Genomic DNA, 16,697 nt, shown 5'->3' with positions numbered 1-16,697 from the left:
GGGAGAAAGAACCATGCTCACAGTCAAGAACATCCACCAGTACTACGGCGGCTCCCACATCCTGCGAGACGTGAGCTTCGAGGCGAAGCTCGGCAAGGTCACGGTGCTGCTGGGCCGCAACGGCGTGGGCAAGACCACGCTGCTGAAGTCGCTCATGGGCCTGGTGCCGATCAAGAGCGGCAGCATCGAGCTCGAAGGCAAGCCGATCCACAAGGCCACGCCCTACGAGCGGGCGAGGGCGGGCATCGGCTTCGTGCCGCAGGGCCGCGAAATCTTCGCGCGGCTCACGGTCGAGGAGAACCTGCGCATGGGGCTGGCCTACAAGAGCGGTGGCACGCCCATTCCGGCGGAGCTGTACGAACTGTTCCCGGTGCTCAAGCAGATGATGAACAGGAGGGGCGGCGACCTCTCCGGCGGCCAGCAGCAGCAGCTCGCCATCGCGCGGGCGCTGGCGCCGAAGCCGCGCCTGCTGATCCTCGACGAGCCCACCGAGGGCATCCAGCCCAGCATCATCAAGGACATCGGCCGCGTCATCCGCATGCTGGCCGACCGGGGAGACATGGCCATCGTGCTGTGCGAGCAGTACTACGACTTCGCCCAGGAGCTGGCCGACGACTACCTCGTGATGGAGCGCGGCGAGGTCATCGCGCGCGGCCTCGGCAAGGACATGGAAGCTCAGGGCGTGAGGCAGCTGGTGGCCATCTGAGCCCACTGGCGAGGCCCTCGCGGCCCTGCCAGTACAAGGTCTTCGGCAACTGCGTATCGGCGAGGTTTGAGGGTTTACCCTAAAATCGCGCCTTGCCCGCTGCCGCCGGGCACCCCTCCCAGGAGCCTGGCCTTGAACGCCTCCCCACCCGCGCAGGACAGCGCGGTCACCGACATTTCTTCCTTCAAGCTGCCTTCGGGCGCACCCGCCAATTTCCTGCGCGCGGTGCTCGCGCTCGGCGTCGGCGGCTTCGCCATCGGCACCGGCGAGTTCGTCATCATGGGCCTGCTGCCCGAGGTGGCGAAGGACATCGGCGTGAGCATCCCGCAGGCCGGCCACGTCATCAGCGCCTATGCGCTCGGCGTGGTCATCGGCGCGCCCGTGCTCGCGGTGCTCGCCGCCGGCTGGCGCCGCCGCGCGCTGCTGATTGCGCTCATGGCCGTGTTCGCGGCCGGCAACTTCGCCAGCGCCGTCGCTCCCAACTACCTGCTGCTGAACCTGCTGCGCTTCGCCGCCGGGCTGCCGCACGGCACCTACTTCGGCGTGGCCGCGCTGGTGGCTGCCACGCTTGCTCCGCCGGGGCGAAGAGCCCGGGCGGTGGGGCTCGTGATGCTGGGGCTCACCGGTGCCACACTGGTCGGCGTGCCCATCGCGGCGTGGCTGGGCCAGTACTTCGGCTGGCGCGCGGCCTTCGTCTTCGTCGGCGTCATCGCGTTGGTGGCCATCGCGCTGCTTCGTCGCGACATTCCCGACATGGCGCCCGCTGCCGGCGCCAGCCCGTGGCGCGAACTCGGCGCGCTCAAGCGCAAGCAGGTGTGGTTCACGCTCGGCATCGCGGCCATCGGCTTCGGCGGCATGTTCTCGGTGTTCAGCTACATCAAGCCCACGCTGATCGAGGTGGCGGGCCTGCCGCTGGGCGGCGTGCCCTTCGTGCTCGCGCTGTTCGGCCTCGGCATGGTCGTGGGCAACCTCGTGGGCGCGCGGCTGGCCGACAAGTCGGTGATGCGCACCATCGGCGGCCTGATGGTCTACGCGGCGCTGGTGCTCGCGATGTTCACCTTCGCGGCGCACAACGTGATTGCCGCCGCGATCAACGTGTTCCTCATCGGCACCACCGTGGCCATCGGCCCGGCACTGCAAATCCGCCTGATGGATGTGTCGGGCGACGCGCAGACGCTCGCGGCCGCTCTCAACCACTCGGCCTTCAACATGGCGAACGCGCTGGGCGCGTGGCTCGGCGGCGTGGCAATCGCGGCCGGACTGGGCTGGACTTCCACAGGCTGGGTTGGTGCGCTGCTGGCTCTGGCTGGTCTGGGCATCTTCGGCTGGGCCGTGGCGAGTGCCCGTGCCGCCGCGCGCCGGCCGGCTGCCGTCGCGTACTGAGGCCGCTGCTACTTCGGCGCGGTGCGTTCGCGCAGCAGCGCCGCGAAGTTCTGCAGCTCTGCTGCATTGAGATCCGACACCGCCCAGGCCTGCATGCCGCCCTGGGCCCAATGCACCAGCTGGTAGCCCTGCCGCGCGGAGAGCACCGTCGGCTGCGGCTTGGCATCCTGGGCCGGCCACACGAACAGGTTGATGACGTGCGGGCCCGAGCGATAGACCAGCGCAGCCACCGTGCGGCCGTCGAGGTAATCGAGCCGTCCGCCCGCCAGCGGAAAACCTTCCGCCGCAAGGTCGACCACAGGCGGCGAGAAGTCGAGCTTGCCGGCGAACCACGGCTTTACCGTGTGATGGTCGGAAGAGGCCACGTCGGCTAGGTGCGAGGCCATCAGCGAGCGCACATGGTTCGCGGTGACGCCTTCGGCGAGCGCATCTGCAGGCGGCATCGGCGTTGCCAGCAGCATGAGCGCCAGGCCCCAGGCCGTCGCGGCGCCAGTGCCGAACCATGCCAGCCCCTGCCACACGCCGCTGCGGCGCCGCACGGGCGCAGGTGCAGGTGCAACAACCGCTTCGGCACGCACCGCGCGCCCGATGCGTTCGGCCAGCTCCTCGGGCGGCGAGTGCCGCGTGGCGTGGCGGCGGATCAGCGTTCCCAGTTCCTCGTCAGACATTGACATGGCGTGTCCTTCCTCCCGCGTCGCCGGGACGTTCGTCGCGCAGGCTCTCGCGCAGCATCGCCCGCGCGCGCGACAGCCGCGACATGACGGTGCCCAGCGGCACGCCCGCGATGCGCGCGATGTCCTCGTAGCGCATCTCCTCCAGTTCGCGCAGCACGATCACCTCTCGGTACACCGGTGGCAGCGCGTCGATGGCGGCGTTGACGCGCTCGCCCTGCACCCGCTGCTCCCACTGCCGCGCCGGATCGGCCGCGTCGGGCGAGGAAGAGGGCGCTGCGGTGGCCTCGCTGTCGCGCAGCTCGTCGAACTCCACCTGGTCGGCCAGCTGCCGGTTCTGCCGCATCCAGTCGTAGCAGGCGTTGCGCACGATGCCCAGGAGCCACGGCCGCGCGCTCTCGCCTCGCAACCCGTCGAAGAAGCGGAACGCGCGCAGGTACGCCTCCTGCACCGCGTCGTCCGCCAGTTGGTCGTCGCGAAGCAGCCAGCGCGCGAGGTTCCATGCCGCATCGAGATGCGGCAGCGCGGCGGCTTCGAACTGGCGTGTGCGGTCGGTCGACAGGCTCAAGGGCTCCTTCTTCCTGCATGACGTGGCAGCCCGGCGATTTATTCCAGCCCTTTTTCGCTTTTTTTGCGGCACCGCTGGAATAAGCAGGGCACGCCATGCGTCATGCCCTCCACGGATTCTGCTTCTTTCGTTTCTTCCACAGGAGGTTTTCACCATGATCGCCATGCCCCGCTTCGCACGCATCCTCGCCGTTCTCGCGGCGCTGGCGGCCTCGGCAGGCCCTGCGCTTGCAGCCGGTCCCAAGGCCTATGTCGGCAATTTCAAGGACAGCACGGTCAGCGTGATCGACACGGCTTCCGAGCGCGTCGTGGCCACTCTGCCGGTGGCGGCGGGGCCGGACGGCATCGTCCTCACGCCCGACGGCCGTACCGTGTTCGTGAGCGGCTCCAGCGCCGCGGCCGTAAGCGAGATCGACGCCGCGAGCGACCGCGTCACGCGCTCCATCGACGTCGGCAAGGGCCCGCAGGGCCTGGCCATGACGGCGGACGGCAAGTGGCTGCTGGTGGCCGTCAACGGCGACGACCGCGTGGCCTTCGTCGACACCTCGGCGCATGGCGTGAGCGCCACCGTGCCGGTGCCCAAGCCACACACCATCGCCATCCGGCCCGACGGGCGCCAGGCGTACGTCGCTTCGCAGGAGCCGGGGCATTTCGCGCTGGTGGTCATCGACATGGCGACGCGCGCCGTGGTCACCCAGATTCCGCTCGACAAGCCGCCGCGCGACCTGGAGTTCGGCCACGACGGCAAGGCGCTGTACCTCACGCTGGCCGGCCTGCCGGCGGTGCAGGTGCTCGATCCGGCCACCAACCAGTGGGGCGCGCCTGTTCCCACGGGCGTGTCGCCGCACATCGCGCAGCACTTCGCGGGCATGGCGAATGGTGCGGTCGTGGTGCAGGGGCCGGGCGAAGTCATGCTGTTCGACCCGGCCACGCGCGCGGCGGTGCGCAGCATCGGCGTGGGGAAGCAGCCGCACTGGCTCGACCTGTCGGCGGACGGCAAGAAGCTGTGGGTCAGCAACGAGGGCTCCAACGACGTGAGCGTGGTCGACCTGGGCGGTGGTGCAATGCACACCGTGGCGGTCGGCAACGCGCCGCGCAAGATCGCGGTGCAGCGCGTGGCCTTGTCCGAAGGCGCGCATGCCGGCGCATCGACGCACGTGACCATCCGCAACTTCGCCTTCGAGCCCGCGCAGATCACCGTGAAGGCGGGCGAGCGCGTGAGCTGGCAGAACGACGACGGCGCGCCGCACGGACTGGTCTTCAAGGACGGCTCGACAGGCATCGACCTGCTGCTGCCCGGCAAGAGCTTCGCCCGCAGCTTCGACAAGCCGGGCATGTACGAGTACGCGTGCTCGGTGCATCCGTACATGACGGCGCGGATCACGGTCACGGCGCGGTAGTGCGCGGCCGCGCCGCATTGACAGGGGAGAGCGAACCCGACGACATTGCCGGGAATGATCGATCTCGAGAAGAACGCTACAACTACAAGACTCTCCCGCCGGCGCCTGCTGCTGAGCGGGCTTGCCGCCACCTCCCTGGGCCACCCCTTCCTGAGGCTGAATGCACAGCCCGCGTCGCGTGAGCTGTTCACGCTGGGCGTGGCCTCGGGCGTTCCTGGCTCCGACGGCTTCGTGCTCTGGACGCGGCTGGCGCCCGAGCCCTTGCAGGGCGGCGGCATGGGCGACGCGCCTGTCGATCTGCGCTGGGAAGTCGCCGACGACGAAGGCTTCAGGCGCGTGGTGGCCAAAGGCACGGCCATCGCCACGGCCGAATTCGCGCACTCGGTGCACGTCGAGGTGCGGGGCCTTTCTCCGGGCCGCTGGTACTGGTACCGCTTCACGGCCGGCGGCGCGCGCAGCCCCGCCGGGCGCACGCGCACCGCGCCCGCCGAGAACGACGAATCCTCGCAGCCGCTGCGCTTCGCCTTCGCGTCCTGCCAGCACTACGAGCAGGGCTACTTCGCCGCCTACCGCGACATGGCCGCGCAGCCGCTCGATTTCGTGGTGCACCTGGGCGACTACATCTACGAGAGCTCCCACAAGGCGCGCCAGGTGCGGCGCCACGAGGGCGGCATTCCCACGCAGCTGGCCCAGTTCCGCGACCGCTACGCGCTCTACAAGGCCGACGCGCAGCTGCAGGCCGCGCACGCCGCCTTCCCCTGGCTCGTGACCTGGGACGACCACGAGGTGGCCAACGACTACACGAACGACGTGTCGACGCGCACGGCGGACCCCGCGCAGTTCCTCGCGATCCGAGCCGCCGCCTACCAGGCCTGGTACGAGCACATGCCCGTGCCCGCCGGCATGCGCCCGCGCGGCGCCGATGCCACCATCTACGGTCGACACCGCTTCGGCCGCATGCTCGACCTGCTGCTGACCGATGGGCGCCAGTACCGTTCGCACCATGTCTGCCTCACGGGGCGCAGCGCCTCGCCGCTGGCCGACTGTCCCGACCGGCTCGCGCCCGAGCGCAGCCTCTTCGGCGCGCAGCAGGAAGCATGGCTCGCGCGAGAACTCGCCGCGCCACCCGCGCGCTGGACCGTCGTCGCCCAGCCCACGCTGCTCGCCGAGGCCGACCGCAAGCGCGGCCCCGAGCACGGCTACTGGATGGACGGCTGGGACGGCTACGCCGCAGCCCGTGCGCGCCTGCTCGACGCGCTGGCCGAACACAAGGCGCGCGGCGGCAACGCGCTGGTGGCCAGCGGCGACGTGCACGCCTTCTGGGCCGCCGACCTGCGGCAGGGCGATGCGCAACAGGGGCCGCTGGTCGCGACCGAGTTCGTCGGCGGCGCCATCACCTCCGAGGGGCCGAGCGCCGCGAGCGTGGCGAACATGCTCGCGAAGAATCCGCAGCTGCGCTACGGCCGGGCCGACAGGCGCGGCTACGCGCTCGCGACGCTCGATGCGCGCGGCTGCTCGGTCGAGTTCCGTGCGGTGGAAGACGAGAAGACGGCCGACTCGCCGGTCGGCACGATGGCCCGCTTCTCGGTCGAGCGCGGCGCGCCCGGCGTGCATCTCGAAAGCAGCTGAAACCTCGCTCGCCTGCAGGGTCGCGCGGTCGTGCCTATGATGGCCGCCGCTCCTTCCCACCCATCTCCTTCCCTTCCGAGCGAGAACCGAACACCATGAGCATTCCCTCCACCCGTCTCGGCCGCACAGGCCTCACCGTCTCCCGCCTCGCCCTCGGCACGATGACTTTCGGCCTGCAGACCGACGAGGCCGTGTCGCACCAGATTCTCGACAAGGCGGCCGAAGGCGGCATCAACTTCCTCGACACCGCCGACGTGTACCCGCTCGGCGGCACCATCGATACGGCAGGGCGCACCGAGGAGATCATCGGCAACTGGCTCGAGAAGCAAGGCCCCTCGGGCCGCCGCTGCTTCGTGCTGGCGACCAAGGCGGTCAACAAGGTCGGCCCCAACAGCTGGGACCAGGGCGCGTCGCGCAAGCACCTGCTCGACGCCATCGACGCCTCGCTCAAGCGGCTGAAGACCGACCACGTCGACCTGTACCAGCTGCACATGGACGACCGCGAGACGCCGCTGGAAGAAAGCCTGGAGGCGCTCGACACCATCGTGAAGTCGGGCCGCGCGCGCTACATCGGCGTGTCGAACTTCCTGGCCTACCGCCTCGCCCGCGCGCTGGGCAAGGCAGACCTGCTGCGGCTCACGCGCTACGTGTCGGTGCAGCCGCGCTACAGCCTGCTGTTCCGCGAGATCGAGCGCGAGCTGTTGCCGCTGGCTGCGGAAGAGGGCCTGGGCGTGATCCCCTACAACCCGCTGGCCGGCGGCCTGCTCACCGGCAAGTACAAGCCCGGCGGCAAACCCGAGGAAAACACCCGCTTCACACTCGGCACCGCCGGCGGCATGTACCAGGACCGCTACTGGAACGAGCGCAGCTTCAACACCGTGACGCAGCTGCACAAGCTGGCGGACGAGGCCGGCGTGCCGCTGGCCACGCTGGCGGTGGCCTGGGTGATGGCGAACCCGCTCATCACCGCGCCGCTGCTCGGCGCCAGCCGCCCCGACCAGCTCGAGGCGACCATCGCGGCCGCCGAATACAAGCTCGATCCGGTGCTCAAGCAGAAGCTGGACGAACTGACCGCCGAGTACCGCAAGGGCGACGCCCCGCGCTGACAAACTGAAACTGTCAGAACTGTCAGTTAACCGACAGCGAGGGGTTTGATGGGGGCTCCTAGAGTGCCTCCATCATGGCCCTCCCAGACGCTTCCACTCTTTCGCGCACGGCCCTCGCGCTGGCCGTCGCGCTTCTTGCAGGCTGTGCCGTCGGCCCCGACTACGTCCGCCCTCAGCTGGACGTGCCCGCCGCCTACAAGGAAACCGGCGGCCCCTGGAAGACCGCCGCACCGCAGACCATCGACGCCGATCATCCCTGGTGGGATGCCTACGGCGACAGCACGCTCAGCTCACTGATTGTTCAGGCCAACGCGGCCAACCAGAACATCCGCGTCGCCGAGGCCCAGTACCGCGAGGCGCAGGCCATCACCGCGGCGGCGCGTGCCGGCTTCTTCCCGACCGTCGGCCTCAACGCCGGCGCCACCCGCGCGCAGTCGAACAGCACCGGCACCGTCAAGCTCGGCACCACCGACACCCTCGGCCTTGCCGCGAGCTGGGAGCCCGACATCTGGGGCGCTGTGCGCCGCTCGGTCGAGGCCGGCAGCGCGAGCCAGCAGGCCAGCGCCGACGACCTGGCCGGCGCGCGGCTCAGCATCCAGACCACGCTGGCGCAGGACTACCTGCAGATCCGCGTGATCGACCTGCAGCGCGACCTGTACGCCAGCACCACCGCCGCCTACGCCAGGGCGCTCGAACTCACGCAGCACCAGTACGCGGCGGGCACCGTGCTGCGCTCCGACGTGGCACTGGCCGAGAGCCAGCTCAAGACCGCGCAGGCCCAGGCCGTCGATCTCGACGCGCAGCGCAGCCAGCTGGAGCACGCCATCGCGGTGCTGACCGGGCAGGCGCCTGCGTCGTTCTCGCTGCCGCCGCTCGAAACTTCGTCGCAGGCGCCCACGGCCGAGTCGCTTTCCTCGGCCGCCGCGCTGCACCTGCAACTGCCGGTCACGCCCGCCGGCTTGCCATCTGAGTTGCTGGAGCGCCGCCCCGACATCGCCGGCGCCGAGCGCCGCGTGCAGGCGGCCAACGCCAACATCGGCGTGGCCAAGGCCGCCTACTACCCGCAGATCGTGCTCAGCGCCAGCGGCGGCTTCAGCGCCGCCACCCTGGGCACGCTGTTCAACACGCCCAGCCGCGTGTGGTCGCTGGGCGCGGCGCTGGCGCAGACCGTGTTCGACGGCGGCCTGCGCAAGGCCCACACCGACCAGGCCGTGGCCGCCTACGACGCCTCCGTCGCGCAATACAAGCAGACCGTGCTCGCGGGCTTCCAGCAGGTCGAAGACAACCTCGCCACCCTGCGCGTGCTCGACAGCGAATCCGCGCTGCAGGCCGATGCCGTGCGCGCCGCGCAGCTCGCCGAGCGCATGGCCCTGAGCCAGTACCGCGCCGGCACCGCCACGTACCTCAGCGTGGTGACGGCGCAGACGCTCTCGCTCACCAACCAGCGCACGGCCGCGCAGGTGCTCGGCCGCCAACTGGCCGCCAGCGTCTCGCTGATCGCCGCCACTGGCGGCGGCTGGAACGCCGCCACAACGACTTCCGGGAATTGATGCCATGACGACCCCAGACACCCCCACGACGCACCCCATTTACCAACGCCGATCCACCTGGCTCGCGGCCTCCGCGCTCGTGGTCCTGCTCGGCGGCGGCGCCTGGGCGCTGACCCACCACGCGGCCAACGCCGCCAAGCCCGATGCACCGAAGACGCCGCCCGTGCAGGTGACCACCGCGCGCGTCGCCACCCAGACCGTGCAGGTCTACCGCTCGGGCATCGGCACCGTGGCCTCGATGGCCACCGTCACCGTCAAGGCGCGCATCGATGGCCAGCTCGACAAGGTCGGCTTCGTCGAGGGGCAGGACGTGAAGGCCGGCCAGCTGCTCGCCCAGCTCGACCCGCGCACACTGCAAGCCCAGCTCGCGCAGGCGCAGGCCACCAGGGCCAAGGACCAGGCCACGCTGACGAACGCCCGCGCCGACCTCAAGCGCTACACCACGCTGCTCTCGCAGGACGCCGCCACGCAGCAGCAGGTCGACACGCAGAAGGCGCTCGTCAACCAGCTCGAAGCGGCAGTGCAGAACGATGCGGCCCAGGTGCAGTACGCCGAGGTGCAACTGAGCTTCACGCGCATCACATCTCCGATGAACGGCCGGGTGGGCGCGCGGCTGGTGGACCCGGGCAACATCGTGCATGCGGCCGACGCCAACGGGCTGGTCGTCATCAACCAGATCGACCCCATCGCCGTGCAGTTCACGCTGCCCGAAGACGCGGTGCAGGACATCAACCGCGTGCAGCAGCAAAGCAGCCAGCCGCTCTCGGTGGTGGCCTACGACCGCAGCGGCACGCAGATGCTGGGCACCGGCAAGCTGATATTGCTGAACAACCAGATCGACACCACCAGCGGCACCGTGCAGCTCAAGGGCAGCTTCACCAACCCGCAGCACACGCTGTGGCCGGGCCAGTACGTCAACGTGCGGCTGCAGCTCGACCGCCGCGCCGACTCGCTCACGCTGCCCGCCGCCGCCGTGCAGCGCGGCCAGGACAGCACCTACGTCTGGACGGTCGATGCCGAGAACAAGGTGGCCAACGTGCCGGTGCACGTGGTGCAGATCGCCGACGGCACGGCCGTGATCGACAAGGGCCTGGAGGCCGGCCAGCGTGTGGTGATCGACGGCCAGTACAAGCTCAAGCCCGGCGCCACCATCGTCGAGCCGCCGCCCGTCGCGAAGAATGCCGACGGCAAGAAGGTCGCAAGCAGCGGGAGCAGCAATTGAGCATCTCCGCCGCATTCATCAAGCGCCCCATCGGCACCACGCTGCTGGCGCTGGCCATCCTGCTGGTCGGCGCGGCGGTGTTTCCGCTGCTGCCGGTGGCGCCGCTGCCGCAGGTCGACTTTCCGACCATCCAGGTCTCGGCCAACCTTCCGGGCGCCAGTCCGGAGACCATGGCCTCCAACGTGGCGCAGCCGCTGGAGCGGCAGTTCTCGCTGATCGCGGGGCTGTCGCAGATGACCTCGACCAGCGGCCTCGGCTCCACGCAGATCACGCTGCAGTTCGACCTCGACCGCAGCATCGACGCCGCCGCGCTCGACGTGCAGGCCGCCATCAATGCATCGACCGGCCAGCTGCCGGCCAACCTGCCGAGCCCGCCGACCTTCCGCAAGGTGAACCCGGCCGACGCGCCCATTCTCATTCTCTCGGTGCAGTCGAAGACGCTGCCGCTCACCGAGGTGAACGACTACGCCGACAACATCCTCGCGCAGCAGATCTCGCAGATCTCGGGCGTGGGCCTGGTCAACATCGGCGGCGTGCAGAAGCCGGCGGTGCGCATCCAGGTCGACCCGGCCAAGCTCGCGGCGCTGGGCCTGAGCCTGGAAGACGTGCGCACCGTGCTCGCCTCGGCCACCGTCAACGCGCCCAAGGGCACCATCGACGGGCCCAACCAGAGCTTCACCGTCTACACCAACGACCAGTTGCTGAAGGCCAAGCCCTGGAACGACGTGGTGCTGGCCTACCGCAACGGCGCGCCCATCCGCGTGAGCGACCTGGGCGTGGCGGTCGACGGCCCCGAGAACGCCAAGATCGCCGGCTGGGCCTATGCCGGCGCCGCCGCGCCCGAGGGCAGCACCGTGCAAAACGGCCGCTCCATCGTGCTCGCCATCACCAAGCAGCCGGGCGCCAACGTCATCGAGACGGTGGACCGCATCAACGCCGCACTGCCCAGGCTGAAAGCGTCGATCCCGCCGACGGTGGACGTCAACGCCATCATCGACCGCACCCAGACCATCCGTGCCTCGGTGAAGGACGTGGAGTTCACGCTGCTGCTGACCATCGCGCTGGTGGTGGGCGTGATCTACGTGTTCCTGCGCAACGTGCCGGCCACGCTCATTCCCAGCGTGACGGTGCCGCTCGCGCTGCTGGGCACGGTGGCGGTGATGTACCTGCTGGGCTACAGCCTGGACAACCTCTCGCTCATGGCATTGACCATCGCGGTCGGCTTCGTGGTGGACGACGCTATCGTGATGCTGGAGAACATCTACCGCTACGTGGAAGAGGGTATGTCCGCGGTCGAGGCCGCGTACAAGGGCGCGGGCGAGATCGGCTTCACCATCATCTCGATCTCGGTGTCGCTGGTGGCGGTGTTCATTCCGCTGCTGCTCATGGGCGGCATCGTGGGGCGTCTGTTCCGCGAGTTCGCGGTGACGGTCACGCTCACCATCGTGGTGAGCGTGGTGATCTCGCTCACGCTCACGCCCATGCTGTGCTCGCGCTTTCTGAAGAACGAGCACGGCAGCCAGCACGGGCGGCTCTACCAGCTCTTCGAGCGCGGCTTCGACGCCATGCTCGGCGCCTACAAGCGCGGGCTGCACGTGGTGCTCGACCACCAGTTCATCACGCTCATGACCTTCATCGCCACGGTGGCGGCCACGGGCGTGCTCTTCGTGTTCATCCCCAAGGGCTTCTTCCCGCAGCAGGACACCGGCTTCATCTCGGGCTTTGCCGAGTCGGCGCAGGACGCCTCCTTCGCCTCGATGAACGCCCGCATGCTCGAACTGGCCGACGTGGTGCGCAAGGACCCGGACGTGACCGGCTTCGGCATGAACGGCAGTTCGTCCACCTACAACACCGGCAACTTCTTCATCAGCCTGAAGCCGAAGGACGAGGGCCGCACCGCCTCCGCCGATGAGATCATCACGCGGCTGCGCCCTCAGCTGGCCAAGGTGCAGGGCGTGAACCTGTTCCTGCAGGCCGGGCAGGACATCCGCGTGGGCGGCCGGGCCTCGCGCACGCAGTACCAGTACACGGTGACCGACGCCAACCTCGACGAGCTCAACACCTGGGCGCCGAAGCTGCTGGAGCGCTTCAAGCAGCTGCCCGAGCTCACCGACCTGGCCACCGACCAGCAGAACGCAGCGGCCTCCGCCGTGCTCACCATCGACCGCGACCGCGCATCGAGCTTCGGCATCTCGCCGGCCGTCATCGACGCCACGCTGTACGACGCCATCGGCCAGCGCCAGGTGGCGCAGTACTTCACCCAGCTCAACAGCTACCACGTGGTGCTCGAGGTAACGCCCGCGCTGCAGCAGGACCCGGCGCTCTTCAGCAAGCTGTATCTGAACTCACCCATCACCGGCCAGCAGGTGCCGCTGTCGACCTTCGTGAAGGTGGACACCAGCAAGACCGCCTACCTCTCGATCAGCCACCAGGGCCAGTTCCCGGCCGTGACCATCTCGTTCAACCTCGCGCCGGGCCATGCGCTGGGCGACGCGGTGAACGCCATCAACAAGGCGCAGGCCGACATGGGGCTGCCGCAGTCGCTCACAGGCTCGTTCCAGGGTACGGCGCAGGCCTTCCAGGATTCGCTGGCCACGCAGCCCTACCTGATCGCGGCGGCGCTGGTGGCGGTGTACATCGTGCTGGGCCTGCTGTACGAGAGCTACATCCACCCGCTGACCATTCTCTCGACGCTGCCCTCGGCCGGCGTGGGCGCACTGCTGATACTGATGGCGGGTGGCTACGACCTGAGCGTGATCGCGCTGATCGGCATCATCTTGCTGATCGGCATCGTGAAGAAGAACGGCATCATGATGATCGACTTCGCGCTCAAGGCCGAGCGCGAGCAGGGCATGACGCCGCACGACGCCATCTACCAGGCCTGCCTGCTGCGCTTCCGCCCGATCATGATGACCACCATGTGCGCGCTGCTCTCGGGCCTGCCTCTGATGCTGGGCCACGGCTCGGGCTCGGAGCTTCGCCGGCCGCTGGGCTACGCGATGGTCGGCGGGCTGATACTCTCGCAGGCGCTCACGCTCTTCACGACCCCGGTGGTCTACCTGTACCTCGACCGCGCCCACTATTGGTACATGCGTCGCAAGGAAGCGCGCAAGGCCCGCAAGGCCGCGAAGGAAGGCAAGGCTCCGGTGCCTGCCGAGGCGCACGGATGAGTGCCTGCTGACACCGGAACCGGAGGGATGGAGACAAAAGACAAGAAGGCAGAAGACGCCATGAAGATCCTGATAGTCGAAGACGAACTGAGAACCGCGGACTACCTCTCCAAAGGGCTGACCGAGCAGGGCTGCGCCGTCGACATGGCACACAACGGAATCGACGGCCAGCACCTCGCGCTCACCCACGAGTACGACGTGATCGTGCTCGACGTGATGCTGCCGGGCCAGGACGGCTTCTCGGTGCTGCGCGCGCTGCGTGCCGTGAAGCAGACGCCGGTCATCATGCTCACCGCGCGCGACCGCGTCGAAGACCGCATCAAGGGCCTGCACGAAGGGGCCGACGACTATCTCGTCAAGCCCTTCTCCTTCCTCGAACTGCTGGCGCGGCTGCAGGCGCTGAACCGGCGCGGCCGCAAGCAGGAGCCGATGCAGCTTCGCATCGCCGACCTGCAGATCGACCTGCTGGCGCGCAAGGCTTTTCGTGGCAGTGGTGGTGGCAGCACCCGCATCGACCTCACGGCCAAGGAGTTCGCGCTGCTGGCCGTGCTGGCGCGGCGCCAGGGCGAGATCCTGTCGAAGACCGCCATCGCCGAGCTGGTTTGGGACATGAACTTCGACAGCAACACCAACGTGGTCGAGGTGGCCATCAAACGGCTGCGCGACAAGATCGACGTGCCCTTCAGCCCGAAGCTGCTGCACACCATCCGCGGCATGGGCTACGTGATGGAGGTGCGCGACGTTCAGGCGGAAAGCCAGGGCGAGGGCCAGGCCCAGTGAAGCGTTCCATCACTGCCCGGCTGGTGCTCATGTTCGCGGCCGTGGCGCTCGCGACCTTCGCGCTCGCCGGCTTCGCGCTGCACAACGTGCTGGCGCGCGAGCTGGAGCGGCACCAGTACGAAGAGCTCGACACCGCGCTCAGGAATCTGCAGTTCTGGATCAAGGCCATCGGCAGCCCGGAGCGCTGGTCGCGCGTGCAGTCGCGCATGGATGCGCTCACGCCCGCGGACGGCAGCGTGCGCTTCTGGGTGCTCAGTGACGATCCGCGCTTCCAGTACGGCAAGGGGCTGGCCGAGATCGACGGCCTCACGCGCGAAGCCAACGGGCACACCAGCATCATCGAGCTGCCGGGGCAGGAGAGGCCGCTTCGCACGCTGTCGGTGCACATCGATCCTTTCGAGCAGCGTCCGGCGGTGCGGCTGATCGTCGGGCGCAACACCGAGCCGTATGCGCGTACGCGCCAGGCCTTTTTGACTGCGCTGGTTGCGCTCGGGCTGGGCGCGGTGCTGGTGGTTGCCTTTGCGGGCTACTGGATCGCGCGGGTCGGGCTGAGGCCGCTGGAGCGGCTGTCGAAGGAGGCGCAGGCGCTGCGGCCCAAGACGCTGTCGCAGCGGCTGCGCGCGGAGCCGCTGCCCGTGGAACTTTCGGCGTTGGCCGAGGCTTTCAACGGCGCGCTGAGCCGGCTGGAGGAAGCCTACGGCCAGCTCGAATCGTTCAACGCCGACGTAGCGCACGAGCTGCGCACGCCGCTGGCCAACCTCATCGGTAGCACGCAGGTGGCGCTCTCGCGCCAGCGCAGCGCGGGCGAGTTCCAGGAGGTGCTGCAGGCCAACCTCGAAGACCTGGAGCGGGTGCGCTCCATCGTCAACGACATGCTGTTCCTCGCGCGGGCCGATCGCGGCGAGGTCGCGACCGGGCTGGTGCTCACGCCTGTGGCGCTGGAAGTGCGAAAGACCATCGAGTTCTTCGAGTTCGTGCTCGACGAGACGCGCGCGCAGGTCGTCATCGAGGGTGACGTGCTGGCCGAGGCGCGGCTTGAAAGCGCGCTGTTCCGCCGCGCCATGTCGAACCTGCTGCAGAACGCCATCGAGCATTCGAAGCCGGGCGCGCGCATCACCGTCACGCTGCGTGAGGAGGCCGCGGCCACGTGGATCACGGTCTCGAACCCCGGCGCGCCCATCGACGTGCAGCACCTGCAGCACCTGTTCGACAGGTTCTACCGCGTCGACGAGGCGCGCAACGATGGGGGCGAGCGCCACGGCCACGGGCTGGGGCTGGCCATCGTGAAGGCGGTGGCGAGCATGCACGGCGGCCAGGTCAGCGCGTCGAGCGATGGCGGCCTGAATACCTTCGGCTTCAGCGTGTCGCGCGCCCCCGAAAAAATCGTTGGCTGAAGCCATCCGGCAATGGCCTGTGCCCGGTACGTTCTTGGGCCATGCCGGAGAATCGCGGTTCGCATGAACCGCACGCAACCCCGGCAATCTCCAACCGCATCCCGACAAAGGCAGCCATGGCGCAGCTGATGTCCCTGCTCGTGCAGAACGCGATCCTGGTGGTTTTCGCCGCCAGCTTCGCTGCCCGCCTGGGGCTGCCCGTGCCGGCGGCTGCCGTGCTTGTGCTCACGGGCGCGCTGCTGGCGGCGGGCGACGTCTCGGTAGCCGGCGTGGTGCTGGCGGCGGTCGTCGCCAACCTGCTTGGCGACGGGGCGTGGTTCTATGCCGGGCGGCGCTTCGGCTACCGCTTCATGCGGCTGCTGTGCCGCATCTCCCTTTCACCCGACTCCTGCGTGCGGCGCGGTGAATCGCTGATTTCCGACTGGGGCGGCCTCTCGCTCGTGGCCGCCAAGTTCGTGCCGGGCGTGTCGGTGGTGGCACCGCCGATGGCCGGGGCGCTGGGCATGTCGGTGCGGCGCTTCATCGGCTTCGACATTGGCGCGGCGCTGGTCTGGACCGGGCTCTTCCTCGGGCTCGGTTGGGTCTTCCGCAACCAGATCCAGGAAGTACTGGCCGTCATGGCGCAGGCCGGCGGCGTCGCCACCGCCGCGCTGGGCGTGGTGCTGCTGGTGATCCTGGCGGTGCGCTACTGGCGCCGGCGCGCCTTCATGCGGCTCACGGGCATGCCGCGCATCTCGGTGGAAGAACTGCACGAGCTGCTGAATGGCGATGAACCCCCGCTCGTGATCGACGTGCGCGGCAAGGCCGGCGTGCAGGTCGATCCGCGCCGCATTCCGGGCGCGCAGGCGTACACGCTGAAGGCGCTGCAGCAGCGCAGCCTCGACCTGTCGCATGCCAACGGGCGGGTCGTGGTGCTGTACTGCAACTGCCCCAACGAGGTGTCGGCTGCACAGGCCGCGCGCGTGCTGCTGGCGCGCGGTGCGCGGCGGGCCCTGCCGCTGACGGGCGGGCTCGATGCATGGGTGGCCTCGGGCCGGCCCACCAGCGTCGACTGAGGGCGGCGGCGCTCTCCCGAGGGCCTGTACAAGGCCCACGCCAGCAGAAACCGGCTCCGCGTGC

The 16,697-nt window shown here is 69.2% G+C and carries 13 protein-coding genes; 11 read left to right on the top strand and 2 right to left on the bottom strand.

The annotated features are described in order from the left end of the window. Positions 1-13 precede the first annotated feature (13 nt). Together urtE and EJO71_RS02390 are read left to right on the top strand one after the other, a co-directional pair. The gene (gene urtE / locus EJO71_RS02395; RefSeq protein WP_019657834.1) at positions 14-706 is read left to right on the top strand and encodes an urea ABC transporter ATP-binding subunit UrtE; all 693 of its coding nucleotides are present in this window, start codon (positions 14-16) and stop codon (positions 704-706) included. Positions 707-838: 132 nt separating this feature from the next. Next, positions 839-2,089: an MFS transporter gene (locus tag EJO71_RS02390; protein WP_125946975.1), complete on the top strand. Its 1,251-nt coding sequence runs from the start codon at positions 839-841 to the stop codon at positions 2,087-2,089. Between the two features lie 8 nt (positions 2,090-2,097). On the opposite strand, the gene EJO71_RS02385 is transcribed toward EJO71_RS02390, so the two are convergent. Continuing rightward, positions 2,098-2,763, bottom strand: a complete 666-nt coding sequence (locus EJO71_RS02385) for an anti-sigma factor (protein ID WP_125946976.1) — start codon at positions 2,761-2,763, stop codon at positions 2,098-2,100. Continuing rightward, complete coding sequence (locus EJO71_RS02380) at positions 2,750-3,328, bottom strand: sigma-70 family RNA polymerase sigma factor (RefSeq protein ID WP_125946977.1); 579 nt, start codon at positions 3,326-3,328, stop codon at positions 2,750-2,752. The genes EJO71_RS02385 and EJO71_RS02380 overlap by 14 nt, the downstream gene beginning before the upstream one ends. Before the next feature lie 154 nt (positions 3,329-3,482). Between EJO71_RS02380 and EJO71_RS02375 the strand changes: the two genes are divergently transcribed. The 9 genes from EJO71_RS02375 (at position 3,483) to EJO71_RS02335 (ending at position 16,633) form a co-directional block, all read left to right on the top strand. Continuing rightward, entirely contained in the window at positions 3,483-4,727 is a 1,245-nt protein-coding gene (locus EJO71_RS02375; RefSeq protein ID WP_125946978.1) for a plastocyanin/azurin family copper-binding protein, read from the top strand. Positions 4,728-4,781: 54 nt separating this feature from the next. Beyond that, positions 4,782-6,356: an alkaline phosphatase D family protein gene (locus EJO71_RS02370; RefSeq protein ID WP_125946979.1), complete on the top strand. Its 1,575-nt coding sequence runs from the start codon at positions 4,782-4,784 to the stop codon at positions 6,354-6,356. 95 nt (positions 6,357-6,451) lie between these two features. Beyond that, a complete protein-coding gene (locus EJO71_RS02365) occupies positions 6,452-7,462 on the top strand; it encodes an aldo/keto reductase (protein ID WP_125946980.1) in 1,011 nt (336 codons plus the stop codon). Between the two features lie 74 nt (positions 7,463-7,536). Next, complete coding sequence (locus EJO71_RS02360) at positions 7,537-9,012, top strand: efflux transporter outer membrane subunit (protein ID WP_125946981.1); 1,476 nt, start codon at positions 7,537-7,539, stop codon at positions 9,010-9,012. A 4-nt stretch (positions 9,013-9,016) separates the two neighbouring features. Next, positions 9,017-10,234, top strand: coding sequence for an efflux RND transporter periplasmic adaptor subunit (locus EJO71_RS02355; protein WP_125946982.1), 1,218 nt, complete (start codon positions 9,017-9,019; stop codon positions 10,232-10,234). Next, positions 10,231-13,404 (top strand): efflux RND transporter permease subunit, encoded by a 3,174-nt coding sequence (locus tag EJO71_RS02350; RefSeq protein ID WP_125946983.1) that lies wholly within the window; start codon positions 10,231-10,233, stop codon positions 13,402-13,404. The genes EJO71_RS02355 and EJO71_RS02350 overlap by 4 nt, the downstream gene beginning before the upstream one ends. A 60-nt stretch (positions 13,405-13,464) precedes the next feature. Next, positions 13,465-14,184 (top strand): heavy metal response regulator transcription factor, encoded by a 720-nt coding sequence (locus EJO71_RS02345; RefSeq protein WP_125946984.1) that lies wholly within the window; start codon positions 13,465-13,467, stop codon positions 14,182-14,184. Continuing rightward, positions 14,181-15,578, top strand: a complete 1,398-nt coding sequence (locus EJO71_RS02340) for a heavy metal sensor histidine kinase (RefSeq protein ID WP_125946985.1) — start codon at positions 14,181-14,183, stop codon at positions 15,576-15,578. The genes EJO71_RS02345 and EJO71_RS02340 overlap by 4 nt, the downstream gene beginning before the upstream one ends. 116 nt (positions 15,579-15,694) lie before the next feature. Continuing rightward, the gene (locus EJO71_RS02335) at positions 15,695-16,633 is read left to right on the top strand and encodes a VTT domain-containing protein (RefSeq protein WP_125946986.1); all 939 of its coding nucleotides are present in this window, start codon (positions 15,695-15,697) and stop codon (positions 16,631-16,633) included. Positions 16,634-16,697 lie beyond the last annotated feature (64 nt).

Origin of the sequence: Variovorax sp. 679, assembly GCF_003952185.1 — a bacterium.
Taxonomy (GTDB): Bacteria; Pseudomonadota; Gammaproteobacteria; order Burkholderiales; family Burkholderiaceae_C; genus Variovorax.
The sequence above is the reverse complement of the archived record's forward strand: the minus strand, read 5'-3'. Positions and strand labels throughout refer to the sequence as shown.

Excerpts from the sequence above, each read along its gene's own strand:
- urtE (WP_019657834.1), top strand. The coding sequence starts at position 14 with ATGCTCACAGTCAAGAACATCCACCAGTACTACGGCGGCTCCCACATC.
- EJO71_RS02385 (WP_125946976.1), bottom strand. The coding sequence starts at position 2,763 with ATGTCAATGTCTGACGAGGAACTGGGAACGCTGATCCGCCGCCACGCC.
- EJO71_RS02375 (WP_125946978.1), top strand. The coding sequence starts at position 3,483 with ATGATCGCCATGCCCCGCTTCGCACGCATCCTCGCCGTTCTCGCGGCG.
- EJO71_RS02370 (WP_125946979.1), top strand. The coding sequence starts at position 4,782 with ATGATCGATCTCGAGAAGAACGCTACAACTACAAGACTCTCCCGCCGG.
- EJO71_RS02365 (WP_125946980.1), top strand. The coding sequence starts at position 6,452 with ATGAGCATTCCCTCCACCCGTCTCGGCCGCACAGGCCTCACCGTCTCC.
- EJO71_RS02360 (WP_125946981.1), top strand. The coding sequence starts at position 7,537 with ATGGCCCTCCCAGACGCTTCCACTCTTTCGCGCACGGCCCTCGCGCTG.
- EJO71_RS02355 (WP_125946982.1), top strand. The coding sequence starts at position 9,017 with ATGACGACCCCAGACACCCCCACGACGCACCCCATTTACCAACGCCGA.
- EJO71_RS02345 (WP_125946984.1), top strand. The coding sequence starts at position 13,465 with ATGAAGATCCTGATAGTCGAAGACGAACTGAGAACCGCGGACTACCTC.
- EJO71_RS02335 (WP_125946986.1), top strand. The coding sequence starts at position 15,695 with ATGGCGCAGCTGATGTCCCTGCTCGTGCAGAACGCGATCCTGGTGGTT.